Annotated in this window: 25 protein-coding genes and 1 tRNA gene; 16 read left to right on the top strand and 10 right to left on the bottom strand. The window is 74.4% G+C overall.

Going from position 1 to position 22,946, the window contains the following annotated elements:
• The first annotated feature begins 49 nt into the window (after nt 1-49).
• The 4 genes from ACFP6A_RS12635 to ACFP6A_RS12620 all read left to right on the top strand — a co-directional run bounded on the left by ACFP6A_RS12635 (nt 50) and on the right by ACFP6A_RS12620 (nt 3,772).
• On the top strand, nt 50-1,363 hold the full coding sequence (locus ACFP6A_RS12635) for a hemolysin family protein (protein WP_379604228.1): 1,314 nt from the start codon (nt 50-52) through the stop codon (nt 1,361-1,363).
• A complete protein-coding gene (locus ACFP6A_RS12630) occupies nt 1,360-2,409 on the top strand; it encodes a hemolysin family protein (RefSeq protein ID WP_379604053.1) in 1,050 nt (349 codons plus the stop codon). Before ACFP6A_RS12635 ends, ACFP6A_RS12630 begins: the two co-directional genes overlap by 4 nt.
• 163 nt (nt 2,410-2,572) lie before the next feature.
• Entirely contained in the window at nt 2,573-3,679 is a 1,107-nt protein-coding gene (locus ACFP6A_RS12625; protein WP_379604052.1) for a D-alanyl-D-alanine carboxypeptidase family protein, read from the top strand.
• Between the two features lie 21 nt (nt 3,680-3,700).
• A tRNA-Arg gene (locus ACFP6A_RS12620) sits at nt 3,701-3,772 on the top strand.
• Between the two features lie 40 nt (nt 3,773-3,812).
• On the opposite strand, the gene ACFP6A_RS12615 is transcribed toward ACFP6A_RS12620, so the two are convergent.
• The gene (locus ACFP6A_RS12615) at nt 3,813-4,277 is read right to left on the bottom strand and encodes a luciferase family protein (RefSeq protein ID WP_379604050.1); all 465 of its coding nucleotides are present in this window, start codon (nt 4,275-4,277) and stop codon (nt 3,813-3,815) included.
• The gene (locus ACFP6A_RS12610; protein ID WP_379604048.1) at nt 4,274-4,696 is read right to left on the bottom strand and encodes a DoxX family protein; all 423 of its coding nucleotides are present in this window, start codon (nt 4,694-4,696) and stop codon (nt 4,274-4,276) included. The genes ACFP6A_RS12615 and ACFP6A_RS12610 overlap by 4 nt, the downstream gene beginning before the upstream one ends.
• 98 nt (nt 4,697-4,794) lie before the next feature.
• Between ACFP6A_RS12610 and ACFP6A_RS12605 the strand changes: the two genes are divergently transcribed.
• Nucleotides 4,795-5,118 (top strand): winged helix-turn-helix transcriptional regulator, encoded by a 324-nt coding sequence (locus ACFP6A_RS12605; RefSeq protein WP_379604046.1) that lies wholly within the window; start codon nt 4,795-4,797, stop codon nt 5,116-5,118.
• 53 nt (nt 5,119-5,171) lie between these two features.
• On the opposite strand, the gene ACFP6A_RS12600 is transcribed toward ACFP6A_RS12605, so the two are convergent.
• The gene (locus ACFP6A_RS12600; protein ID WP_379604044.1) at nt 5,172-5,870 is read right to left on the bottom strand and encodes a FadR/GntR family transcriptional regulator; all 699 of its coding nucleotides are present in this window, start codon (nt 5,868-5,870) and stop codon (nt 5,172-5,174) included.
• A gap of 36 nt (nt 5,871-5,906) precedes the next feature.
• On the opposite strand from ACFP6A_RS12600, the gene ACFP6A_RS12595 reads away from it, so the two are divergent.
• From ACFP6A_RS12595 to lysA, 3 genes are read left to right on the top strand one after another with little or no spacing between them, the layout of a single operon-like run.
• Complete coding sequence (locus tag ACFP6A_RS12595; protein WP_379604042.1) at nt 5,907-7,157, top strand: CynX/NimT family MFS transporter; 1,251 nt, start codon at nt 5,907-5,909, stop codon at nt 7,155-7,157.
• Nucleotides 7,154-8,809, top strand: a complete 1,656-nt coding sequence (argS, locus tag ACFP6A_RS12590; RefSeq protein ID WP_379604040.1) for an arginine--tRNA ligase — start codon at nt 7,154-7,156, stop codon at nt 8,807-8,809. The genes ACFP6A_RS12595 and argS overlap by 4 nt, the downstream gene beginning before the upstream one ends.
• A 2-nt stretch (nt 8,810-8,811) precedes the next feature.
• Nucleotides 8,812-10,233 carry a diaminopimelate decarboxylase gene (gene lysA, locus ACFP6A_RS12585; RefSeq protein ID WP_379604038.1) on the top strand — a complete coding sequence of 474 codons (1,422 nt, stop codon included), beginning with the start codon at nt 8,812-8,814 and terminating at the stop codon, nt 10,231-10,233.
• Here the strand turns inward: lysA and ACFP6A_RS12580 are convergent.
• From ACFP6A_RS12580 to ACFP6A_RS12560, 5 genes are all read right to left on the bottom strand, one after another.
• Nucleotides 10,178-10,774, bottom strand: a complete 597-nt coding sequence (locus ACFP6A_RS12580; protein WP_379604036.1) for a NifU family protein — start codon at nt 10,772-10,774, stop codon at nt 10,178-10,180. The genes lysA and ACFP6A_RS12580 overlap by 56 nt on opposite strands.
• Nucleotides 10,771-12,720, bottom strand: a complete 1,950-nt coding sequence (locus ACFP6A_RS12575; protein WP_379604034.1) for a ferrous iron transporter B — start codon at nt 12,718-12,720, stop codon at nt 10,771-10,773. Before ACFP6A_RS12575 ends, ACFP6A_RS12580 begins: the two co-directional genes overlap by 4 nt.
• A complete protein-coding gene (locus ACFP6A_RS12570) occupies nt 12,717-12,965 on the bottom strand; it encodes a ferrous iron transport protein A (RefSeq protein ID WP_379604032.1) in 249 nt (82 codons plus the stop codon). The genes ACFP6A_RS12575 and ACFP6A_RS12570 overlap by 4 nt, the downstream gene beginning before the upstream one ends.
• A gap of 127 nt (nt 12,966-13,092) precedes the next feature.
• Nucleotides 13,093-14,331, bottom strand: a complete 1,239-nt coding sequence (fahA, locus tag ACFP6A_RS12565; protein ID WP_379604030.1) for a fumarylacetoacetase — start codon at nt 14,329-14,331, stop codon at nt 13,093-13,095.
• The gene (locus ACFP6A_RS12560; RefSeq protein WP_379604028.1) at nt 14,328-15,221 is read right to left on the bottom strand and encodes a hypothetical protein; all 894 of its coding nucleotides are present in this window, start codon (nt 15,219-15,221) and stop codon (nt 14,328-14,330) included. The genes fahA and ACFP6A_RS12560 overlap by 4 nt, the downstream gene beginning before the upstream one ends.
• A gap of 81 nt (nt 15,222-15,302) precedes the next feature.
• Here ACFP6A_RS12560 and ACFP6A_RS12555 point away from each other — a divergent pair, with 81 nt between their 5' ends.
• Both ACFP6A_RS12555 and ACFP6A_RS12550 read left to right on the top strand, forming a co-directional pair.
• Nucleotides 15,303-16,511, top strand: coding sequence for a homogentisate 1,2-dioxygenase (locus ACFP6A_RS12555; protein ID WP_379604027.1), 1,209 nt, complete (start codon nt 15,303-15,305; stop codon nt 16,509-16,511).
• A gap of 91 nt (nt 16,512-16,602) precedes the next feature.
• The gene (locus tag ACFP6A_RS12550) at nt 16,603-16,752 is read left to right on the top strand and encodes a hypothetical protein (protein WP_379604025.1); all 150 of its coding nucleotides are present in this window, start codon (nt 16,603-16,605) and stop codon (nt 16,750-16,752) included.
• A gap of 85 nt (nt 16,753-16,837) precedes the next feature.
• Here ACFP6A_RS12550 and ACFP6A_RS12545 read toward each other — a convergent pair whose 3' ends face one another.
• Both ACFP6A_RS12545 and ACFP6A_RS12540 read right to left on the bottom strand, forming a co-directional pair.
• A complete protein-coding gene (locus tag ACFP6A_RS12545) occupies nt 16,838-17,461 on the bottom strand; it encodes an isochorismatase family protein (RefSeq protein ID WP_379604023.1) in 624 nt (207 codons plus the stop codon).
• A 28-nt stretch (nt 17,462-17,489) separates the two neighbouring features.
• Entirely contained in the window at nt 17,490-18,773 is a 1,284-nt protein-coding gene (locus ACFP6A_RS12540) for a nicotinate phosphoribosyltransferase (protein ID WP_379604226.1), read from the bottom strand.
• Nucleotides 18,774-18,889: 116 nt separating this feature from the next.
• Here ACFP6A_RS12540 and clpS point away from each other — a divergent pair, with 116 nt between their 5' ends.
• From clpS to rdgB, 6 genes are all read left to right on the top strand, one after another.
• A complete protein-coding gene (gene clpS, locus ACFP6A_RS12535; protein WP_379604224.1) occupies nt 18,890-19,189 on the top strand; it encodes an ATP-dependent Clp protease adapter ClpS in 300 nt (99 codons plus the stop codon).
• A complete protein-coding gene (locus ACFP6A_RS12530) occupies nt 19,189-19,749 on the top strand; it encodes a DUF2017 domain-containing protein (RefSeq protein ID WP_379604021.1) in 561 nt (186 codons plus the stop codon). The genes clpS and ACFP6A_RS12530 overlap by 1 nt, the downstream gene beginning before the upstream one ends.
• Before the next feature lie 105 nt (nt 19,750-19,854).
• Complete coding sequence (gene murI, locus ACFP6A_RS12525) at nt 19,855-20,658, top strand: glutamate racemase (RefSeq protein ID WP_379604019.1); 804 nt, start codon at nt 19,855-19,857, stop codon at nt 20,656-20,658.
• Entirely contained in the window at nt 20,655-21,440 is a 786-nt protein-coding gene (locus ACFP6A_RS12520; RefSeq protein WP_379604017.1) for an MBL fold metallo-hydrolase, read from the top strand. The genes murI and ACFP6A_RS12520 overlap by 4 nt, the downstream gene beginning before the upstream one ends.
• 118 nt (nt 21,441-21,558) lie before the next feature.
• Nucleotides 21,559-22,278: a ribonuclease PH gene (gene rph, locus ACFP6A_RS12515; protein ID WP_379604015.1), complete on the top strand. Its 720-nt coding sequence runs from the start codon at nt 21,559-21,561 to the stop codon at nt 22,276-22,278.
• Nucleotides 22,278-22,910 carry an RdgB/HAM1 family non-canonical purine NTP pyrophosphatase gene (gene rdgB, locus ACFP6A_RS12510; protein WP_379604013.1) on the top strand — a complete coding sequence of 211 codons (633 nt, stop codon included), beginning with the start codon at nt 22,278-22,280 and terminating at the stop codon, nt 22,908-22,910. Before rph ends, rdgB begins: the two co-directional genes overlap by 1 nt.
• Nucleotides 22,911-22,946 lie beyond the last annotated feature (36 nt).

Raw genomic sequence — 22,946 nt, 5'->3', positions numbered from 1 at the left:
CATCTGCGGCCCGGTCCTCATCGGTGTCCGCGCCCGGCGGACCCCCGTGCTGACCGAGTGGCTGCTCCTCGGCCTCGGTGTGCTGCTCACCTTGGGCACCGGGGTCTTCGTCGCCGCCGAGTTCTCCCTGGTCACCCTGGACCGCCCCGCGGTCGAGCACGCCCGGGACGCCGGTGAGCCCGGCGCCGCCGGCGTGCTCGCCGGACTGCGGACGCTGTCCACCCAGCTGAGCGGGGCCCAGGTCGGCATCACCCTGACCACGCTGCTGGTCGGCTACCTCGTCGAGCCGTCGCTGTCCCGGTTGCTGCGCGGCCCGCTGACGGCGGCCGGCCTGCCCGAGGCAGCGGTCGGCGGGACGTCGGTCGGCCTGGGAATGCTGCTCGCCACCGTGGCCTCGATGCTCGTCGGCGAGCTCATCCCGAAGAACCTGGCGCTTGCCGTGCCGATGGCAACCGCCCGCTGGGCGGTCCCGCTGCAGCGGGCGTTCACCTTCGTCACGGGGCCGCTCATCCGGGTCCTCAACGGCTCGGCGAACCGGGTCCTGCTCGCCGTCGGTGTCGAGCCGCGCGAGGAGCTGTCCTCCAGCAGGTCCCCCGAGGAGCTCGCCTCGCTCGTCCGCCGCTCCGCCGAGGCCGGCACCCTCGACGAGGGCACCGCGACGCTGCTGGCCCGATCCCTGGGCTTCAGCACGCGCACCGCTGCCGACGTCATGACCCACCGGGTGCGGATGGTCAGCGTCCGTCGGGAGGACACCGCCGCGGACGTCGTCCGGCTGGCCCGTGCGACGGGGTACTCCCGGTTCCCGGTGGTCGACACCGACCTCGACGACATCGCCGGGGTCGTGCACGTCAAGAAGGCCATCGCCGTCCCCCACCACAAGCGTGAGGAGGTGCCCGCGGCCGCGCTGATGACCGAGGCCCTGCGGGTGCCCGAGACCGTCCGGCTCGACCCGCTGCTCGTCCAGCTGCGCGAGCAGGGACTGCAGATGGCCGTCGTCACCGACGAGTACGGCGGGACCGCCGGCATCGTCACCCTGGAGGACCTCATCGAGGAGCTCGTCGGTGAGGTGGCCGACGAGCACGACCGGGCCCGGGCCGGGGCCCGCCGGCTGCGGGACGGGTCCTGGGTGGTGCCGGCGCTGCTGCGTCCCGACGAGGTCCGTGACCGGCTCGGGGCGGACATCCCCGAGGGACCCTCCTACGAGACTGTCGGCGGGTTCGTCGTGGCCCGGCTCGGCCGGCTCGCCCGGGTCGGCGACGAGGTCGTCGTCCCCGGCGGCGTGCTCCGGGTGGAGCGGCTCGACGGACGCCGGATCGACCGGCTGCGGTTCATCCCGTCGGCGCGGGCGGAGGTGGCGTCGTGAGTGACGGGGCCGCCCTCCTGCTCGGGGTCGCGCTGCTGGCCGCCAACGCCTTCTTCGTCGGCGGCGAGTTCGCCGTCATCTCCGCGCGGCGCAGCCAGATCGAGCCGCGTGCCGAGGCGGGCAGCCGGGCCGCCCGCACGACGCTGTGGGCGATGGAGCACGTGTCGCTCATGCTCGCGTGCGCCCAGCTCGGCATCACGGTCGCCTCGCTCGGGCTCGGCGCGGTCGCCGAGCCGGCGCTCGCGCACCTCATCGAGCCGGTCTTCGCGTGGCTGGGCGTGCCGGAGGACCTGGTCCACCCGGCCGCCTTCGCGCTCGCCCTCGCCGTCGTCGTCTACCTGCACGTCGTCCTGGGCGAGATGGTCCCCAAGAACATCGCCATCGCCGGCCCGGAGCGGGCCGCGCTCCTGCTCGCGCCGCCGCTCGTGCTCGTCGCCCGGGTGGTCTCCCCGCTGATCCGGCTGCTCAACGCGGCCGCCAACCTCGCCCTGCGGCTCGTCGGCGTCGAGCCCAGGGACGAGGTGGTGTCCGCGTACACGGCCGAGGAGGTGCACTCCATCGTCACCGAGTCCACCCGCGAGGGGCTGCTGGAGGACGAGCACGGCCTGCTCACCGGCGCGATCGAGTTCAGCGAGCTCGTGGCGACCGACGTCATGGTGCCGGTGGAGGACCTCGTCACCCTGCCGCTCGGCAGCACCCCGTCGGACGTCGAGCGGCTGGTCGGGCGGACCGGGTTCAGCCGGTTCCCGGTCGTGGCGGGTGACGGCGACCTCGTCGGGTACCTGCACCTCAAGGACGTCCTGTACGCCGAGGACGACGCCCACGACGAGCCGGTGCCCGACAAGCGAGTCCGGTCGCTGGTGTCGGTGCGCTACGACGACGAGATCGAGGACGCGCTGGCGAGCATGCAGCGCAGCGGGTCCCACCTGGCGCGGGTGCTCGACGACTCGGGCCGCGTGGTGGGGGTGCTGTTCCTCGAGGACGTGCTCGAAGAGCTGGTCGGGGAGATCCGAGACGTCACCCGCAGGACGCCACTGAACCGGTGACTCCGCTCACCCAGGGTTGCGTCGCTACCCGCCGGTCCCGTTATAGTCCCGTGACCCGTCCACCCTCCGTGGGTCGCGGCCGGTCTCGGGTCGGCCGTGCGGGTCTGCTGTACTGCCTGCCCTGCCCGTTGTCTGCCGTCGTCTCCCGCGGAGGTACTCACCCGTGGCATCGCACCGTGCCAGCGGAACCCCGCTGCGGCGTACGCCCGAGCGTCTCCCCGGTAGTGCCCCCTCCCGTGTCCTCGCAAACCCCACGCCGTCGGGAGAGTTCCCGAGCCGCCGCGAGCTGCGGGCCGCAGAGCGCGCCTCTGGACGGGCTTCTGGCCGTGCGACTGGCCGTGCCGCTGGCCGAGCGGCCCACCGTGCTCCTGAGCACGTCGCTGGGCGGGCCGCGGGCCGGGCCGCGCACCGGGCCGCGCACCGGGCCTCCCGTCCCGCCGTCGCGCTGACCCGGCGCCAGCTGCGTGAGCTGGAGATCCGCCGCCGCCGCCGCGCCCTCGTCGTCGGCCGGCTGCCTCAGGTCGGGGTCGTCGGCGTCCTGGGCCTGGCCACCATCGTCGCTCCGCTGGCCGGTGACGTCCTGCCCACGACCGACGGGGACGCCGCCACCTCGACGGCGGCGGCCGCCGCCCCCGCGGCGGCGGCTCGGACGGCGTTCCGGGTGCTACCCAGCGTCACCGACGTGGTCGCCGTCCCGGAGGTGCTCGCGGTGGACACCGCCGAGGTGCCCACTGCGGAGGAGCTGGCTGCCGCTCGTGAGCGCGCCGAGCGGGCCAGCCGGGAGCGTGAGCGGGTCGCGCTGGAGCAGGCCCGTCTGCAGGAGGCCGTCGGTGACTGCGACGTCGCGAACATCGACGTCGGTGCCGCCAACGGCCGCCTGCGGGTGAGGGACCTGTGCGAGCTGTGGGGCACCGGCCACCTGCTGCGCGCGGACGCTGCCGTGGCGCTGGCCAAGCTGCGGTTCGCCTACCAGGACCACTTCGGCGAGGACCTCGTCATCACCGACTCCTACCGCAGCTACCGCTCGCAGGTCGCCGTCCGCGCGCGCAAGCCCCGGCTGGCCGCCGTCCCGGGGACCAGCGAGCACGGCTGGGGCCTGGCCGTCGACCTCGCGGGCGGCGTCCAGGTGGCTGACCACCGGTACCGGTGGCTGCGGGAGAACGCCCCGGCGTTCGGGTGGGACAACCCGGACTGGGCCCGCCGCGGCGGTGCCGGCCCGTACGAGCCGTGGCACTGGGAGTACGTGGCCGGGCAGTCAGCCGCCGACTGATAGGCTCACCGAGCACGACCGGCCCCCGTAGCTCAGGGGATAGAGCACCGCCCTCCGGAGGCGGGAGCGCAGGTTCGAATCCTGCCGGGGGCACCGGGTGATCTTGTTTGGCCCGTTCCGGGCCGGGACGCGCTCAGGCCGGGACGAAGAGGTCGTGGGCAGCGGTCACCAGCCCGGCCACGACGTCCAGCTCGGTCTCGTCGCGCGGTGCGTAGAGCATGACGATGGCGTCCGGGATCGGACCGCGACCCGCCAGCGGGTGCCGCTCTGCCCAGCCCGCGTCGATCGCCTCTGCCACCAGTTCTCGCGGCAGCACGGTGTGCACGCTGAAGTCCGGCGCCGGGTGCAGGTGCGCGAACTCGGTGCCCACGATGAACAGCCGGGACGGCCCACCGGACGGGAGCGTCAGCGCCCGCGCACCCGGCACCGAGATCGCACTCGGGCGCTCCACGACGCCCGGCAGGGCGAACAGGCGGGCCGCCAGCTGCTCGCGGATGCTGGGGTCCGTCGGCTGCTGGTCCAGCTGGGTGTGGGGGTTGGACGGCGTGGTGCGCGGGCGCGGCCCCGGCCGCGGCGGCAGTGGGGTGGGCAGCGTCACTCGAACCAGCCGTCCAGCAGTGGGCCGGTGATCGTCAGCCCGAGGTCCGGGGTGGTGGCGAAGAAGGCGAACAGCGCCAGCGCGGCGCCGGCCAGGGACAGGTCCTTGAGGAACTGGGTCTGCTCCATCTGCCGGCCCTGCGGGTCGGTGACGCTCCAGAAGTTGTGCATGAGGAACGCCGTCGGGAGCAGGAAGACCACCAGCAGGAGCGCGCCGAGGTCGGCCCAGATGCCGAGCAGCACCATGAGCCCGCCCACCACGATGAGCACACCGCTGCCGAGCACCGACGCGCGGGGCGCCGGCACGCCCTTACTGCCGGCGTACCCGGCCATCGCCTGGGTCTGGGTGAGGTGCCCCAGTCCGCTACCGAAGAACAGCAGGACGAACAGCACCCGGCCTACGAGCACGACCCATTCCATCTCGACTCCCATCGTTGCTATCTTTGGTAACTACCTTGGGTAAGGTAGCGGGGTCGCCGGGCCGATGCAATGCTTGGAGGGTGGTGAGGAGAGAGTTGTTGGACGCCGCGCACTGCCCGAGGTTCCAGGAGTCGATCGAGTTCCTCGGACGCCGGTGGACGGCCTCGATCCTGCGACGCATGTTCGAGGGGCCCGTCCGGTTCACCGACCTCCTCGACGCGGTACCTCACCTGTCGTCGCGACTGCTCACCCAGCGGCTCGAGGAGCTGTGCCGGGCCGGCGTCATCAGCCACCGGCTCCAGGACGGCTGCCCGCGCTACGAGCTGACCGACATGGGCCGCGACCTCGAGCCGGTGTTCCTCGCGATCGATCGCTGGAACCGGCGCTGGAGCGACACCCTCGCCCAGGCGTCGTCGGCCTGACGCGAGCAAGCGGCCGGAGGCTCTCGGCGGCTCTCGTGGCGCTCGCGCGCCGGTCAGCACCCCTCGCCGAGGAGCTCGTCGATGAACCGCGCCGCCTCCAGGGCGGCGCGCTGCGGGTCGCCGTCGACGATCGCTGCGACGAGGTCGGCGTGGTCGTTGTCGGCGGTCCGTAGCCGCACGCCGATGTTGACCCGGACGTTCTCGGCGATCGCGTCGATGAGGTGGTCGTAGAGCTCGCTGAGCACCGGGTTCCGGGACGCCCGGGCGATCGCCCGGTGCAGCGCGAGGTCGGCGGCGGCAACGTCGTCCAGGTCACCGGCCGTCCGCGCCGCCGTCCGGCGGGCGAGCAGCTCACGCAGCTCGGCGACGTCCGCGGCGGTGCGACGGGTGGCGGCCAGCCGCGCCGCGCCCACCTCCAGGGTGCGGCGGACCTCCAGGACGTCCCGGTTGCGCGCCTCGGCCACCCGGCGGCCCACCGCCACGGCGAGCTCGCTGTCGGCGACCACGTACGTGCCCGAGCCCTGGCGGCGTTCGAGCAGTCCCGCGTGCACGAGCGCCTGCACCGCCTCGCGCACGGTGTTGCGGCCGGTGCCGGTCAGCTCGGCCAGCTCGGGCTCGGTCGGGATCCGGCTGCCCACCGGCCACCGTCCCGACCCGAGCTCCTCCCGGAGCACCTCGATCACCTGGTCGATCCGGCTGGCCCGCCGGGCATGCACCGGAGCGGCGTCGGCGTCCGCATCGTGACGCGTCATCGAGTCATCCTATGTTTCACCTCTACCATCCCCGTCGTGTGCCCGCGCCGATCGTCCCAGAGCAGGGGCACCCGTGGGGGACGGGTCACCGTCGCCCTCGGCGTGGTGCTCGTGGCGCTGAACCTGCGTCCGGCCGTCACCGCGGTCTCCCCGCTGCTCGCCGACGTGCGCGCCGACTTGGGCATGTCCGCCACGGCCGCCGGCCTGCTCGGCACCGTCCCGACGGTCGCGTTCGCCGCGTTCGGCGCCGCGGCCCCCGCGCTGGCCCGGCGCTGGGGACTGGAGCGGACCGCGTGGGCCGCCATGCTGCTCACCACCGCAGGTCTGCTGCTGCGGGCCGTCGCCCCCGGCACGGTGAGCTTTCTCGCGCGGTCGCTGCTGGCGCTCGGCGGGATGGGCGTCGGCAACGTCGTCCTGCCGCCGCTGGTGAAGCGCTACTTCCCCGACCGCGTCGGCGCCGTCACCGGCCTGTACGCCATGCTGCTCGCCGCCGGCACGGCGCTGCCGCCGCTGCTCGCCGTCCCGGTCGCCGACCTGGCGGGCTGGCGGGCCTCGGTGGCGACCTGGTCGCTGCTGTCCCTCGCGGCGGCCGTGCCCTGGCTGGTCACCGCGCACCGCGCCCGGCGCGACACCGCGGGCCTGCCCGCGGCCCCGCACGTGCCGGCCGGCGCGCTGCTGCGCAGCCCGGTCGCCTGGGGACTGGCCGGTCTGCTGGGGATGACCTCCCTCAACACGTACGCGATGTTCGCCTGGCTGCCGACGCTGCTGCTCGACGCGGGACTCACCGCCGCCGAGGGCGGGACGATGCTCGCCCTGTTCGCCGCCGTCGGGATGCCGATGTCGCTGCTCGTGCCGTGGCTGACCTTCCGGATGCGCAACCCCTTCTGGCTGGTGCTCACCTTCCTCCTTGCCTACGCCGTCGGCTACCTCGGGCTGCTGCTGCGCCCCGCCGACCTCACCTGGCTGTGGGTCGTCGCCGCCGGGGCCGGCCCCGGTGCCTTCCCGATGGCGCTGGCGATGGTCAACCTGCGCTCGCGGACGACGCAGGGCTCCGCCGCGTTGTCCGGGTTCGCCCAGGGTGTCGGCTACACCGTCGCCGGGGCCGGGCCGTTCGTCGTCGGCTGGCTGCGGGACGCCACCGGCGGCTGGGGGGCGGCGTTCGGCTTCCTCGCCGCCACGCTCGTCGTCCAGGTCCTCGCCGGCTGGGTGATCAGCCGGCCGCGGGCGGTCGAGGACGACCTGCCGGCACCGGCCGTCGTCGTGCCCGCCACTACCCTGGACCGGTGACTCCCGAGGCCCTCGCCCGCGCCGTCCGCCAGTGCCTGCTCGACGCGGTCGCCGCCGGCGACCTCACCGTCGACGTGCCGGACGACGTCCGGGTGGAGCGGCCCCGCAACCGGGAGCACGGCGACTGGGCCACGAACGTCGCGATGCAGCTCGGCAAGCGGGCCGGGATCCCCCCGCGGCAGCTGGCCGAAGTGATCGCGGCCCGGCTGGCGGAGGTGCCGGGTGTCAAGAGCGTGGACGTCGCCGGGCCGGGGTTCCTCAACATCGTCCTGGACGCCGCGGCCGCCGGGGAGCTGGCCCGCACCGTCGTCGAGGCGGGGGAGGCCTACGGGCGCAACGACGCGATGGCCGGCCGGGTGGTGAACCTCGAGTTCGTCTCGGCCAACCCGACCGGACCGATCCACCTCGGCGGTACCCGCTGGGCCGCGGTCGGGGACTCCCTGGCGCGCATCCTGCAGGCCTCCGGTGCCGACGTCACCCGCGAGTACTACTTCAACGACCACGGCGCGCAGATCGACCGGTTCGCGCGCTCCCTGCTCGCCCGGGCCCGCGGCCAGGCCGTCCCCGAGGACGGCTACGGCGGCGCCTACATCGACGACATCGCCCGCCGCGTCGTGCAGGCCGCGCCGAGCGACCCCACGACCCTGCCGGACGACGAGGCCCAGGAGTACTTCCGGGCCCACGGCGTCGAGCTGATGTTCGAGGAGATCAAGACGTCGCTGCGCGACTTCGGCGTCCAGTTCGACGTGTTCTTCCACGAGGACGACCTGCACTCCTCCGGCCAGGTCGAGGCGGTCGTCGAGGAGCTCAAGGCGAGCGGCAACCTCTACTACGCCGACGGCGCGTGGTGGCTGCGCTCCACCGACTTCGGCGACGACAAGGACCGGGTCGTGATCAAGTCGGACGGCTCCCCGGCGTACATCGCGGCGGACCTGGCCTACCTGCGCGACAAGCGGCGCCGCGGCTTCGACCTGTGCATCTACATGCTGGGCGCCGACCACCACGGCTACGTCGCCCGGCTCAAGGCCGCCGCCGCTGCGTTCGGCGACGACCCGGACGTCGTCGAGGTGCTCATCGGCCAGATGGTCAACCTCGTCTCCGGCGGCGTCCCGGTGCGGATGAGCAAGCGGGCCGGCACCGTCGTCACCATGGAGGACCTCGTCGACGTCGTCGGCGTGGACGCCGCCCGGTACGCCCTGACCCGCTCCTCGGTGGACTCGCCCATCGACGTCGACCTCGACCTGCTCGTGCGGCGCAGCAACGACAACCCGGTGTTCTACGTCCAGTACGCCCACGCCCGCACCGCGGGCGTCGGCCGCAACGCCCGCGACCTGGGCGTGCGGACCGAGGACGGCTTCGACCCCGGACTGCTCGACCACGAGACCGAGACCGAGCTGCTCGCCCGGCTCGGGGAGTTCCCGCGGGTCGTCGCCCAGGCGGCCGAGCTGCGCGAGCCGCACCGGGTCGCCCGGCACCTCGAGCAGCTCGCCTCCGCCTACCACAAGTGGTACGACGAGAGGCGGGTCACCCCGATGGGCGACGAGGAGGTCACCGACGTGCACCGCACCCGGCTCTGGCTGAACGAGGCCACCCGGACGGTCCTCGCCAACGGCCTGCGCCTGCTCGGGGTCGGCGCGCCGGAGCGGATGTAGCCGTGCGCGCCCACGAGGCCGGCGCCCTGCACGCCGAGGGCTACGGCGGGCCGGCCTGGCTGCCGGTGCCCCACGACGTCAACGCCCTGCTGCCGGGGCTGTGGTCGGCGGGCGTGCGCCGCTCGGACGGCGGCTCGCTCGTCGTCGCCGGCGTCGACGTCCACGAGCTCGCCGAGCGGTTCGGCACCCCGGCCTACGTCGTCGACGAGGAGGACCTGCGTGCCCGCGCCCGGGCGTTCCGCGCCGCGTTCACCGAGGCGTTCGCCGAGCCCGCCGGGGGAGCGGACGTCTACTACGCGGGCAAGGCGTTCCTGTGCACGGCGATCGCCCGCTGGGTGGCCGAGGAGGGCCTGCACCTGGACGCCTCCACCGGGGGCGAGCTCGCGGTCGCGCTGCGCGCCGGCGTGCCGCCGCAGCGGATCGGGCTGCACGGCAACAACAAGTCCGACGAGGAGATCGAGACCGCGCTGCGCGCCGGGATCGGCCGCCTCGTGCTGGACTCCGCCGAGGAGGTCGGCCGGGTCGCCGACGCCGCCGACCGGCTCGGGCTCACCCGGCCGGTGCCGGTGCTCGTCCGGGTCACCGTCGGGGTCGAGGCCCACACCCACTCCTACATCGCTACCGCGCACGAGGACCAGAAGTTCGGCGTCCCGATGGACGACGCCCCGGCGGTCGTCGCGGACGCCCTGGCCCGCCCCCAGCTCGAGCTGCGCGGCCTGCACAGCCACATCGGGTCGCAGATCTTCGACACCGCCGGGTTCGAGGTCGCCGCCCAGCGGGTGCTGCGGCTGCACGCCGACATCGCCCGCCGCCACGGCGTCGAGCTGCCCGAGCTGGACCTCGGCGGGGGGTTCGGGATCCGGTACACCTCCCAGCACGACCCCCAGCCGGTCGAGGAGATCGCCGCCGGGATGGCCCGGGTCGTCCTCGCCGAGTGCCGGGCCCTCGGCGTCGCCGTGCCCCGGGTCTCGGTCGAGCCGGGCCGGGCGATCGCCGGGCCGAGCACGTTCACGCTCTACCGGGTCGGCACGGTCAAGGACCTCGAGCTCGACGGCGGGCTGCGGCGCCGGTACGTCGCCGTCGACGGCGGGATGAGCGACAACGTCCGCACCGCCCTGTACGACGCGGACTACTCGTGCTCGCTGGCCTCCCGGGCCTCGACCGCGCCGCCGGTGCTCTCCCGGGTGGTCGGCAAGCACTGCGAGAGCGGGGACATCGTCGTCAAGGACGAGTACCTGCCCGGCGACGTCCGGCGCGGCGACCTGCTCGCCGTCCCCGCGACCGGCGCCTACAGCCGCAGCCTCGCCAGCCAGTACAACCACGTCCCGCGCCCGCCCGTCGTCGCCGTCCGGGACGGCGAGGCGCGGGTCATCGTGCGGCGCGAGACGATCGAGGACATCCTCGCCCTGGACGTCGCGGGCTGACCTGCCGCACGGCGACCAGCGCCGGCCACCGCCGTCGCAGCAGCCCCTCGAACCGGGCGTGCAGGGTCACGGCCGCGGCGGGGCAGCCGGAGCAGGCCCCGCGCAGGGTCACCTCGACGACGCCGTCGCGGACGCCGACGATGTCGATGGCGCCGCCGTGCGTCGCCGCGTACGGGGCCACCTCGCCGGCCAGCACCTCGGTCGCGGTCCGGAGCAGCTCGGCGTCCGGCCCGGGCCCGACTGCCACCTCCGGTCCCTCGCCGGCCGGCGTGCCGTCGTCCGTCTCCCAGCCGTCCGCGGCCAGGCAGGCGTGCAGCGCCGTCCGGACCCGGGGGCCCGCCTCACGCCAGCTGCCGGTGGCCAGCGTCGTCCGCACACCCTCGCCGACGACCTCGGCGCGGGACAGCGTGCCGTCCTCCAGCAGGGTCTGCAGCGCCGCCGGAGCCCGCCGGACGACGCCCCGCCGGAGCCGGGCCGCCGCCGGCGTCACCCACGTCAGCGTGGCCGGGTCCGTGGTGGCCACGGGGTGCAGCGGGATCATCCCGTCACCGCGATCGTGATCCACCTGCCGGCGAGGGCGAGGGTCCAGCCGAGGGCGAACAGGTAGCCGAACGCCACGGCGGGCCACCTCCAGGAGCCGGTCTCGCGGCGCATGACGGCGAGGGTGGACATGCACTGCAGGGCGAACACGAACCAGATGAGCAACGCCACCACGGTCGGTGCGTCGAACACCGGTTCGCCGGCGCGGGGCCCGTCGTCGTGGACGAGGGACGCCAACGCGTCCGCGGGGTCGCCGGGGTCGGCGGCCACGACCTGACCCATCGTGGAGACGAACACCTCGCGGGCGGCCAGCGACCCCACCAGCCCGACGTCGATGCGCCAGTCGAAGCCGAGCGGGGCGAACACCGGCTCGATCGCCTTGCCCACCGTGGCGGCGTAGCTGTGCTCGAGCACGTAGGCGTCGGCGGCGACCGGGTCCATCCCGGCGGTGTCCCGGGCGGGGAAGCTCATCAGCGCCCACAGGATCACCGAGGCGGTGAGGATGACCGTGCCGGCCTTGCGGAGGAAGCCGCGGACGGACTCCCACATGGTCAGGGCGACGGTGCGGGCGGTGGGCAGCCGGTAGGGCGGCATCTCCATGTAGAACGGCAGCCCGTCGCTGCGCAGCGCGGTGGCCTTGAGCACCCCGGCCGCGACCATCGACGCCAGGCCGCCGAGCAGGTACAGCAGGAACAGCGTCAGCCCCTGGGCGGACACCGGTCCCCAGCGGGTGCCCGGGTCGACGAGCAGGCCGATGAGCACGACGTAGACCGGCAGCCGGGCCGAGCACGTCATCAGCGGCAGCGCGAGGATGGTCGCCAGGCGGTCCCGGGACGACGGGATCGTGCGGGTCGCCATGATCCCGGGCACCGCGCAGGCGAACCCCGACAGCATCGCGACGAACGAGCGTCCGTCCAGCCCGGAGACCGCCATCACCCGGTCCATGAGGAACGCGGCCCGCGACATGTAGCCGACCGTCTCGAGCAGGGACAGGACGAGGAACAGCAGCGCGATCTGCGGCAGGAACACGAGGACGGCGCCGACGCCGCCGATGACCGCCGTGCCGAGGAAGTCGGCCAGCAGCGGCGGCGAGACCGCTGCGGCGACCCGGTCACCGAGCCAGCCGAACGCCGCCTCGACCGCACCCTGCAGCGGGGCCGCGACCGTGAAGATGACCTGGAAGATGGTGAAGACGACGACGGCGAAGACGAGCACGCCCCAGACCGGGTGCAGCAGCACCCTGTCCACCGTGGCGCTGGGGGCGTGACGCCGCGGCGCGGACCACGACGCCGCCGCCAGCACGGACGCCGCCCAGGCCGCCGCCTCGTCGTCGTCCTCGGGTGGCAGCACGGGCGGCTGCGGCCAGGCGGCCGGGTCGTCGAGGAGCTCGCGCACGGCCCCGGTGCCACGGCCGCGGTGACCCTGCACGGGTACCACCGGGACGCCGAGGGCGGCGGCCAGCCCGCCGACGTCCAGGCGGCCGCCGCGGGCGGCCATCTCGTCGAGCATCGTCAGCACGACGGCGACCGGGCGTCCGAGCGCCATCGTCTGGGCCACCAACGGCAGCGACCGGCGCAGCGTCGTGGCGTCCAGGAGGACGAGGAAGGCGTCGGGGGGACGGGTGCCCGGGACTCGCCCGGTGACGACGTCGACGACGACCTGCTCGTCGGGGCTGACCGGGGTGAGGCTGTAGGTGCCCGGGAGGTCCTCGATGGTGACGACGTCGCCGCCGGCGGTGCGGGCCGTGCCCACCGTGCGGGTGACCGTCACCCCCGGGTAGTTGCCGGTGCGCGCCCGCAGGCCGGTGAGCCGGTTGAAGACGCTCGTCTTGCCGGCGTTGGGACTGCCCACCAGCGCGATGTCGAGGTGCCTCGTGCCCGTCGGGACGACGTCACTGGCCGGGGCGTCGCTGGCCGGGGCGTGGCTGGCCGGGGCGCAGTGGCTCATGCGGCGAGGACGATGGCGCGCGCCTGCGCCGACCGCAGGCAGACGTCGTAGTCGCACACCCGGTACACGGTGGGGTCGCCCAGGGGCGCCGTCCGAGACCGCTCGACGACGGCGCCGGGGCGGAAGCCGAGGGCGCGTAGGCGCTGCGCCTGCGCGGGTGACAGCGAGGCGTCGATCTCGGCGATGCACCCGAGACAGCCCGGGGGCAGGTCGGCGAGTGTGCGGGGTCCCGCCTGAGCGGCCATGCCACCCTCCTGTGAGGAAAGGATTACCTTCCTGCAGGGTAGGAGCCGGTCACCGGGCGAGGGGTGGGACCTAGGACCTCACTTCTGAGCCGCCGAGCAGCGGGGGTGGTTCAGCAGCAGGGGCGCTTCAGCAGCGGGGCGGGAGGATGCGGCCGCGGACCTCGCCGAGGCCGACCCGGGTGCCCTCGGGACCGGGGGCGGTCGCGGTGATGACGACCTCGTCGCCGTCCTCGAGAAACGTCCGCAGCGACCCGTCGGCCAGGCGCACCGGGTCCTGACCGCCCCAGCTGAGCTCGAGGAACGAGCCACGCTGGTCCCGCTGGGGCCCCGACACGGTGCCGGAGGCGAACAGGTCCCCGGTCCGCAGGGTCGCGCCGTTGACGGTCAGGTGGGCCAGCTGCTGCGCCGCCGTCCAGTACATCGACGCGAACGGCGGGCGGGCGACGACGGTGCCGTTCCACACCACCTCGAGATCCAGGTCCAGGCCCCACGGCTGGTCCGGGTCGTCGCGCAGGTAGGGCAGCAGCTCGTGCGTCCGAGGAGGCGGCGGCACCCGCGCCGCCTCCAACGCCTCCAGCGGGGTGACCCACGCCGAGACGGACGTCGCGAACGACTTGCCGAGGAACGGCCCGAGCGGCACGTACTCCCAGGCCTGGATGTCGCGGGCGCTCCAGTCGTTGACGAGGACGACACCGAAGACGTGGTCGGGCAGCGCGGACGCGGGCACCGGCTCGCCGAGCGGCGAGGGGGTGCCGACGACGAACCCGACCTCGGCCTCGATGTCCAGCCGGCGGGACGGCCCGAACTGCGGCTCGGGGGCGTCGGCGGGCTTGACCTGCCCGCACGGGCGGACGACGTCCGTGCCGGAGACGACCACCGTCCCGGCCCGACCGTGGTACCCCACGGGCAGCCGCTTCCAGTTCGGCAGCAGCGGCTCGGCGTCCGGCCGGAACAGCCGTCCGACGTTCGCCGCGTGGTGCTCGCTGGAGTAGAAGTCGACGTAGTCGGCGACGGTGAACGGCAGGTGCAGCCGGACGTCGGTCAGCGGGCGCAGGTGCTCGGAGGCCCAGGTCTGCGCGCCGGGGTCGGTGAGCACGTCGGTGACCCAGCGGCGTGCCGCCGCCCAGCCGTCCCGGCCCTGGGCGAGCAGCGCGTCCAGCGACGGCCCCGCCAGCGCCGCGCCGACGTCCGCGGGCAGTCCGTCGCCGGCCGGCGTCCCGGCCACAGCCGCCAGGTCGAGGACGTGGTCCCCGATCCGCACGCCGGTCCGCCGCGGCCCGCCCCAGACGGAGAACACCCCGTAGGGCAGGGTCTGGACGCCGAACGGCGAACCGTGCGGGACCGGGGCCCAGGTCGTCACGCTCACGCGGGTACCTCCTGGAGGAGTCCGAGGCCGACGAGGTCGCCGACCGGGTCGGTCACCCCGCAGCAGCCGAAGGACGCGAAGGTCGCGCGGACGGCGGCGACCCCGCCCGGGCCCATCGCGCGGACGGCGGCGACGAGCGGGCCGGCCTCGGTCTGCTCCAGCAGGTCCACGAGGTCCTCCGCCGTCGCCCCGCCGGTCGCGGCGTGCACGGCGCAGATGACGTTGAGGACGCCGTGGTGGTGGGCCCCCGTCGGGTCCGGACCCCGCAGCGCCGTGTGCAGGCCGGCGGTGAGCTTCACCGGGACGCCCACCGCCACCGCCTCGTGCACGAAGGCGGCGAGCTCGGCGGCGGAGGGGAACGCCTGCGCGCTGGTGCCGCCGGTGCGCAGCTTGCCGCCGACCTGCGCGCCGGAGTCCGCAATGCGGCGCAGCGCCTCCCGCCAGCCGTCCTCGCGCTGGACCTCGACCCAGGCGCGCACGCCGCTGGGCAGCGTCTCGCCCAGCCGGGCGAGCAGCCCGGCGGCGGCCTCGCCCTGGTGGGTGCCCCGGGGGAGCGGGACCTCGACGGCGACGGGCTCGGCCCGTCCGCCGTCCGCCAGGCGCCGGACGGCGTCCAGGGCCCCGGCCAGCGGGTCCGCCGAGGTGGGGTCAGCGATCACCCCGACCCGGATCGGTGTTCGCGTCGCCAGCCCGGCGGCGGTCTGGAAGGCGTCGACGCCGGTGGCCGGGACGAGGAACGGGCCGACGACGTCGGCGTACCAGGCGGCCCGGTGGCGCAGGTGCGCCGGGACCGCCTCCGGCATCGGCGCGGAGCCCGGCGGGAACACGGCGGCGTCGTCGACGAGACCCCGGAACAGGGCGCGCGGCGGTGCGGCGGTGGCCGTTGACATGTCCGCTGAGCCTAGCGCACTGTATCTCCACAGATACATGGACGTCCGCTGAGCGGACGCGCGTGGTGAGGGAGGAACGCCGTGGCGCACTACCAGCGGGTGGGGGAGGTGCCGCACAAGCGGCACACCCAGTTCCGTCGTCCGGACGGGGGCCTGTACTCCGAGGAGCTCATGGGGGAGGAGGGCTTCTCCAGCGACTCCTCCCTGCTCTACCACCGCGGTATCCCCTCGGCGATGGTCGACGCCCGCGTCTGGGACCTACCGGACCTGACGACCACCCCCAACCACCCGCTCAAGCCGCGGCACCTGCGGCTGCACGAGCTGTTCCCCGGCGAGAAGCCCGGTGAGGGCGTGGACGCCGTCCGTGGCCGGCGGCTCGTGCTGGGCAACAGCGACGTGCGGATCTCCTACGTCGTCGCCCGCGAGGCCAGTCCGTTGTACCGCAACGCGATCGGTGACGAGTGCGTCTACGTCGAGTCCGGCTCCGCGACGGTGGAGACGATGTTCGGCGTCCTCGAGGCCCGCCAGGGTGACTACGTCGTCCTGCCGCGCGCCACCGTGCACCGGTGGGTGCCTACCGGCGGGGACCCGCTGCGGCTGTACGCGATCGAGGCGAACAGCCACATCACCCCGCCCAAGCGGTACCTGTCGAGGTACGGGCAGTTCCTCGAGCACGCCCCGTACTGCGAGCGGGACCTCACCGCGCCGAGCGAGCCGCTGCTCGTCGAGGGCACCGACGTCGAGGTGTGGACCAAGCACCGCGGCAACGGCCCCTCCGGCGTGGTCGGCAGCGTCGTGGTCCACCCGGAGCACCCGTTCGACGTCGTCGGCTGGGACGGCTGCCTGTACCCGTACACGTTCAACGTCGAGGACTACGAGCCGATCACGGGCCGGGTCCACCAGCCGCCGCCGGTGCACCAGGTGTTCGAGGGCGGGAACTTCGTCGTGTGCAACTTCGTGCCCCGCAAGGTGGACTACCACCCGCTGGCGGTCCCGGTGCCCTACTACCACTCGAACGTCGACAGCGACGAGGTGATGTTCTACTGCGGCGGCGACTACGAGGCCCGTAAGGGGTCCGGTATCGGCCAGGGCTCGATCTCGCTGCACCCGGGCGGTCACAGCCACGGCCCGCAGCCCGGTGCGGTGGAGAAGGCGCTCGGCAAGGAGGACTTCGACGAGCTCGCCGTCATGGTCGACACGTTCAAGCCCCTGGAGCTCGGCGAGGGCGGCGTCGCCGTCGACGACGGCGCCTACGCCTGGTCCTGGTCGGGCCGAGGTCCGCAGGGCTGAGCGACGGTCGTCCACGGTCAAGGTGCGCAGGCCCGGAGCAGGTGGGACGCTCGCCGGCGTACGGGGCTGTCCAACTGTCCGGGAGGTAACCGTGTCGCTCTGGCTGCTGCTCATCATCGTCGGGGTCGTCCTGGCCGTCATCGGCTTCGCCGGCGTCGGCGAGATCCTCATCTGGCTCGGCGTCGCCGTCCTCGTCGTCGGGCTGATCCTCTCCTTCACCGGACGACGCGGTCGCGTCTGACGCGGTCGTCGGACGCACGAGGCGGCCGGTGGGAGCACACGCTCCCGCCGGCCGCCTCCGGCCAGAACGGTGGTGCGGCGGAACGCTAGAGCGCCGCCGCACCACGAACGTCAGCCCCAGCGGCGCGCATCTCCTGGACGGCGCGCTCGCCGTCGCCGGGCGACACCTCGACGAACCGGGTGCCCTCCAGCGGCACGACGACGTCGTAGCCGAGCCGGCGACCGTCGAGCACGGTCTCCTTGACGCAGACGTCCCCGGCCAGCCCGACGACGACGATCCGTCGCACGTCCTGCTCGGCCAGGATGGACCCGAGCCGGGTCGCGGACGTCTCGCCCGAGACCGGGTCGCGCACCGAGAACGCCGAGTACCCGTCCTCGCCACCGGTGCCCTTGCGCACGACCGGGCCGGCGACGTCCAGGTCGGGGTGCAGCTCGGCCCCGGGGGTGTCCCGCACGCAGTGCACCGGCCACACGCCGCCGTCGGTGGCGAAGTGCGGTGTGTGCGGCGGGTGCCAGTCCTGGGTGTAGACGACGGGGGAGCCGGCCGCGCGCGCGGCGGCGACGTGCTCGTTGACCACCGGGACGACGTCCCCGCCGCCGGGGACGTACAGGCTCCCGCTGGGGTCGGCGAAGTCGACCTGCACGTCGACGACGACGAGCGCCGTCCCGGGCCCGTACAGCCCGGCGGTGCCTGCGCTCTGAGCGGTCACGGTCTGCTCCTCACTCCTCGGGACTTCCTCACTGCTGGGGACTTCCTTGCTGCTCGGGACTTCCTTGCTGCGGCGGGGCCGGGATCAGCGTCGTCGGGATCGCCGGCTCCCCGCGGGACAGCTTGATCCCGTCCCACGGGAGTGCTACCCGGGCGGTGCGGTGAAACTCCCGGGCGGCCCGCAGGTCGTGCCCGTCGTCGACCCGTTCGCCCTTGCGCACCAGGGGTACCTGCAGGTCCCGGTCACCGGGACGCCGCTCCGGACGGGCCTGGGAGCGCAGCACCTCCTCGGTGGAGGTGCCGCTGGGACGGTGGCGGCGCACGGCGACCTTGCGCCCGCCCTGGGTCGCCTTGCTCAACGACCGTTTCGCCACGGGCCGGCCGTCGACCTCGACGAGCTTGTAGACCATCCCGGCCGTCGGCACGCCGGACCCGGTGACCACCGACGTGCCCGCGCCGTAGGCGTCCACGGGCGCGGCGGCCAGCGCGGCGATCGCGTACTCGTCGAGGTCGCCGGACACGACGATGCGGGTCCGGTGCGCGCCGAGCTCGTCGAGCTGGGCCCGGGCCTGGTGGGCGACGACGGCGAGGTCGCCGGAGTCGATGCGGATGGCCCCGAGGTCGGGACCAGCCACCTCGACGGCGCGCCGGATGCCCTCGCGGATGTCGTAGGTGTCCACCAGCAGGGTGGTCTGCGTGCCCTGGGCCCGGACCGCGGCACGGAACGCGTCGGTCTCGGAGTCGTGCAGCAGGATGAAGGAGTGCGCGACCGTCCCGGCGGTGGGGACGCCGTAGCGGGCCCCGGCGGCGAGGTTGGACGTCGAGGCGAACCCGGCCAGGTAGGCGGCCCGGGCGGCGGCGATCGCGGACTCCTCGTGGGTGCGCCGCGACCCCATCTCGATGACCGGGCGGTCGCCGGCGGCCACGACCATCCGGGCGGCTGCGGCGGCGACGGCGCTGTCGTGGTTGAGCACCGACAGCACGAGCGTCTCGAGCAGCGCGCACTCGGCGAACGTCCCGCTGACGGTCAGCACAGGTGAGCCGGGGTAGTAGACGTCGCCCTCCCGGTAGCCGTCGACGTCCCCGGTGAACCGGAAGTCGCGCAGCCAGCGGCAGGTGCGTTCGTCCACGACCCCCTGCGCCCGCAGGGCCTCGAGCTCGTCGTCGCCGAACCGGAAGTCCTCCAGCAGGTCGAGCAGCCGGCCGGTCCCCGCGACGACACCGTACCGGCGGGTGTCCGGCAGGCGCCGGGCGAAGGTCTCGAACACGCAGTGCCGCTCGGCGGTCCCCGCCTCCAGCGCCGCCTGCACCATCGTCAGCTCGTAGCGGTCGGTCAGCAGGGCGCTGCTGTGGTCCGTCGTCACGACGCCAATCTATTGTCGTGGGCGTGACCGGCGCAGCGTGCACCGCGAGGAGCGGCCCCGTCGTCCTGGGAGTCGCGCCCGTCGAGCTCGACGAGCCGCGCTCGCAGGAGACCGTCTCACCCGACGTCCCGTGGGTCACCATCGTCTGGAACGACCCGGTCAACCTCATGAGCTACGTGACCTACGTGTTCCAGACGTACTTCGGCTACGACCGGGCCACCGCGGAACGGCTGATGCTCGACGTCCACGAGAAGGGCCGCGCCGTCGTGTCCACCGGCACTCGCGAGGAGATGGAACGGGACACCGAGGCCATGCACGGCTTCGGCCTGTGGGCCACGTACTCCCAGGACAGGTCCCCCGCCTGATGGCGGGCCGGTTCCGCCGCACCCGGCACGGGGTCGAGGGCCGCCTCGAGCGCGCCGAGCGCGACCTCGTGGGCCGCCTGCTTGACGACGTCCACGACATGCTGGACGACGGCCGGACGGCCGACGACGACCCGCTCGCCGAGCTCGTCGGGATCAGCGAGGACGCCACGCCGCCGGCGGACCCGGCGCTGCGCCGGCTGCTGCCCGACGCCTCCCGCGAGGACGCCGAGCAGGCGGCGGAGTTCCGCCGGTACACCGAGCGCGGCCTGCGGGCCCGCAAGCAGGAGGCGCTGCGGACGGCGCGCGGCACGCTCGAGCGGTCCGGCCGCACGCTGCGGCTCAGCGACGCCGAGGCGGCGGCCTGGCTCACCGCCCTCACCGACGTCCGGCTGGTGCTGGCCGAGCGGCTCGGGCTGCGCACCGACGAGGACGCCGCGCGCCTGCCCGCCGTCGTCGCCGACGCCGACCCCGACGACCCGCGGGTGTGGCTGGCCGCGGTCTACGACTTCCTCACCTGGATGCAGGAGACACTCGTCGGGGCCCTGAGCGACGGTGAGTGAGCCGCGACGGTGAGTGAGCCGCGGCGGTGAGTGAGCCGCGGCGGTGACGAAGCCGACAGCCGGCGAGGGCGGGGCGGACCCGGCGCAGCGCTTACCCTGCCCTGCGTGGCGGACGCACCCATCGGCATCTTCGACTCCGGCTTCGGGGGCCTGACGGTCGCCCGGGCCGTCATCGACCAGCTGCCGCACGAGCCCGTCCTGTACCTCGGGGACACCGCCCGCCAGCCCTACGGGCCGCGACCGATCGCCGAGGTCCGCAGGTTCGCCCTGGAGTGCCTCGACGAGCTCGTCGAGCGGGGGGTCAAGCTGCTCGTCATCGCCTGCAACTCGGCCAGCGCGGCGGTGCTCCACGACGCCCGTGAGCGGTACCCGGTGCCGGTCGTCGAGGTGATCCGCCCGGCGGTGCGTCGTGCGGTGTCCTCCACCCGCAGCGGTCGGGTCGGCGTCATCGCGACGACCGCGACGGTGACCTCCGGCGCCTACGAGGACGCGTTCGCCGCCGCGCCCCACGTCGACGTGGTGACCCAGGCCTGCCCGCGGTTCGTCGAGCTCGTCGAGGCCGGCACGACCACCGGTCCGGAGGTGCTCGACGTGGCCCGCGAGTACCTGGCGCCGGTACAGGCCGCAGCCGTCGACACGCTCGTCCTGGGCTGCACCCACTACCCGCTGCTGACCGGCGTCCTGTCCTACGTGATGGGCCCGGACGTCACCCTGGTGAGCAGCGCGGAGGAGACCGCGCAGGAGGTGTACCGGGTGCTGGTGCGCGAGGGCCTCACCCGGGCGCAGGGCCTGCCCGCTCCGGAGCACCGCTTCCTCACCACCGGCGAGCCGGAGGCGTTCACCGCCCTGGCCCGCCGGTTCCTCGGGCTGGACGTCCCGGCCGCGGAACTGGTCGCGGTGCCCGTATGAGGCTGACGGTTGTCGGCTGCTCGGGCTCGTTCCCCGGCCCCGACTCGCCCGCATCCTGCTACCTGGTCGAGGCCGACGACACGGCCGGGCGCACCTGGCGGGTCGTCCTCGACCTCGGCAACGGGTCGCTGGGCCCGCTGCAGCGCTACACCCGGCTCACCGAGCTCGACGCGGTCCTCATCAGCCACCTGCACCCCGACCACTTCGCCGACCTGTGCGGTCTGTACGTGGCGCTGCGCTACGACCCTGAGCGCGGCGGCTCGGTGCAGGTGCCGGTCCACGGGCCGACCGGCACCGCGCAGCGGATCGCCGAGGCGTACGGCCGGCCCGAGGGATCCGGGATGGGCCGCCAGCTCGCCGTCCGGGAGTGGACCGCGGGGACGCCGGTCCGGGTCGGCCCGCTGACGGTCACGCCGTACCCGGTCCGTCACCCGGTCGAGGCGTACGGGCTGCGCGTCGAGGGCCCCGGCCCGGACGGCGGCACCCGAGTGCTCGCCTACACCGGAGACACTGACGACTGCCCCGGTCTCGACGTCCTGGCCTCCGGCGCCGACCTGCTGCTCGCCGAGGCCGCGTTCGAGGAGGGCCGTGACGACGGCGTCCGCGGCATCCACCTCACCGGGCGGCGTGCCGGCCAGGTCGCCGCCCGCACCGGCGCGCGTCGCCTCGTGCTCACCCACCTGCCGGCCTGGAACGACCCCGCCCGGGCCCTCGCCGACGCCCGCGCGGTCTACGACGGCCCGCTCGAGCTCGCCCACCCCGGCGCCGTCCTCGACGTCTGACCCGCCCCCGCGTCGTCCGACCTCGATCTCTGGAGGCCTTCCGGGGTCTCCGAGGCCTCCGAGACCCCGGAAAGCCTCCAGAGATCGCCCGCGGGGTGGGCCGTTACGCTCGGGGTTCATGACCCGACACGACGGCCGAGAGCCGGACCAGCTGCGCGAGGTACGGATCACCCGCAAGTGGCTGGACCACGCCGAGGGCAGCGTCCTGGTCGAGTTCGGCGCCACCCGGGTGCTGTGCGCGGCGTCGTTCACCGAGGGCGTCCCGCGCTGGCTGAAGGGCTCCGGCAAGGGCTGGGTCACCGCCGAGTACGCGATGCTCCCGCGGGCCACCAGCACCCGCAGCGACCGCGAGTCGGTCAAGGGCCGCATCGGCGGCCGGACGCACGAGATCTCCCGCCTCGTGGGCCGCTCGCTGCGCGCCGTCGTCGACACGACCCGCCTGGGTGAGAACACGGTCGTGCTCGACTGCGACGTCCTGCAGGCCGACGGCGGCACCCGCACCGCCGCCATCACCGGCGCCTACGTGGCCCTGGCCGACGCCTGCACCTGGGCCCGCGAGAAGGGCGTGCTACCCGCCGACCCGCTCGTCGACTCCGTCGCCGCGGTGAGCGTCGGGATCGTCGACGGGACACCCGTCCTGGACCTCGACTACCGCGAGGACGTGCGCGCCGAGACCGACATGAACCTCGTCGTCACCGGCCGCGGGCTGTTCGTGGAGGTGCAGGGCACCGCCGAGCGAGCGCCGTTCGACCGGCGCGAGCTCGACGCCCTGCTCGACCTGGGCACCGCCGGGTGCGCGGACCTGACCCGCCGCCAGCTCCAGGCCCTGGAGGGCTGATGCCCCGGCTCGTCCTGGCCACTCGCAACCCGGGCAAGATCGTCGAGCTGCGGGCCATCCTCACCGAGGCGCTCGGCCGGCACGTTCCCGGCCTGGACGTCGAGCGGGACGTCGTGGGGGTGGACGCGTACGACCTGCCGGACGTCGTCGAGTCCGGTGTGACGTTCGCCGAGAACGCGCTGCTCAAGGCGCGGTTCGTCGCCGAGCGGACCGGGCTGCCGGCCGTCGCCGACGACTCCGGCCTCACCGTCGACGTCCTCGGCGGGGCTCCCGGGGTGTTCTCGGCCCGGTGGGCGGGCCGGCACGGGGACGACGAGGCCAACCTGCGGCTGCTGCTCGCCCAGCTTTCCGACGTCCCCGACGTCCACCGCGGTGCCGCGTTCGTCTGCGCCGCCGCGCTCGTCACCCCGCAGGGCGAGGAGCACGTCGAGCACGGCCGGCTGGTCGGGACCCTCGAGCGCGCGCCGCGCGGGGACGGCGGTTTCGGCTACGACCCCGTGCTGACTCCGCTGGGGTACCGGCGGACCTGCGCCGAGCTGGACCCGGCGGAGAAGAACGCGATCAGCCACCGCGGGCAGGCGTTCCGGGCGCTCGCGCCACACGTGGCGCGAGCCCTCGGCGTGGTCGTCTGAGGAGAGGAGCAGCCCCCGAGCGGCCCGGGGGCGCGT

The organism is Quadrisphaera sp. GCM10027208 (assembly GCF_042658805.1).
Taxonomy (GTDB): Bacteria; Actinomycetota; Actinomycetes; order Actinomycetales; family SCSIO-59966; genus SCSIO-59966.
Note: the sequence above shows the minus strand (reverse complement) of the source record. Positions and strands in the feature narration are given on the sequence as shown.

Excerpts from the sequence above, each read along its gene's own strand:
- ACFP6A_RS12610 (WP_379604048.1), bottom strand. The coding sequence starts at position 4,696 with ATGGAATGGGTCGTGCTCGTAGGCCGGGTGCTGTTCGTCCTGCTGTTC.
- ACFP6A_RS12600 (WP_379604044.1), bottom strand. The coding sequence starts at position 5,870 with ATGACGCGTCACGATGCGGACGCCGACGCCGCTCCGGTGCATGCCCGG.
- ACFP6A_RS12580 (WP_379604036.1), bottom strand. The coding sequence starts at position 10,774 with ATGATCCCGCTGCACCCCGTGGCCACCACGGACCCGGCCACGCTGACG.
- ACFP6A_RS12575 (WP_379604034.1), bottom strand. The coding sequence starts at position 12,720 with ATGAGCCACTGCGCCCCGGCCAGCCACGCCCCGGCCAGCGACGCCCCG.
- ACFP6A_RS12570 (WP_379604032.1), bottom strand. The coding sequence starts at position 12,965 with ATGGCCGCTCAGGCGGGACCCCGCACACTCGCCGACCTGCCCCCGGGC.
- ACFP6A_RS12560 (WP_379604028.1), bottom strand. The coding sequence starts at position 15,221 with ATGTCAACGGCCACCGCCGCACCGCCGCGCGCCCTGTTCCGGGGTCTC.
- ACFP6A_RS12540 (WP_379604226.1), bottom strand. The coding sequence starts at position 18,773 with ATGGTGCAGGCGGCGCTGGAGGCGGGGACCGCCGAGCGGCACTGCGTG.
- ACFP6A_RS12530 (WP_379604021.1), top strand. The coding sequence starts at position 19,189 with ATGGCGGGCCGGTTCCGCCGCACCCGGCACGGGGTCGAGGGCCGCCTC.
- ACFP6A_RS12520 (WP_379604017.1), top strand. The coding sequence starts at position 20,655 with ATGAGGCTGACGGTTGTCGGCTGCTCGGGCTCGTTCCCCGGCCCCGAC.
- rph (WP_379604015.1), top strand. The coding sequence starts at position 21,559 with ATGACCCGACACGACGGCCGAGAGCCGGACCAGCTGCGCGAGGTACGG.
- rdgB (WP_379604013.1), top strand. The coding sequence starts at position 22,278 with ATGCCCCGGCTCGTCCTGGCCACTCGCAACCCGGGCAAGATCGTCGAG.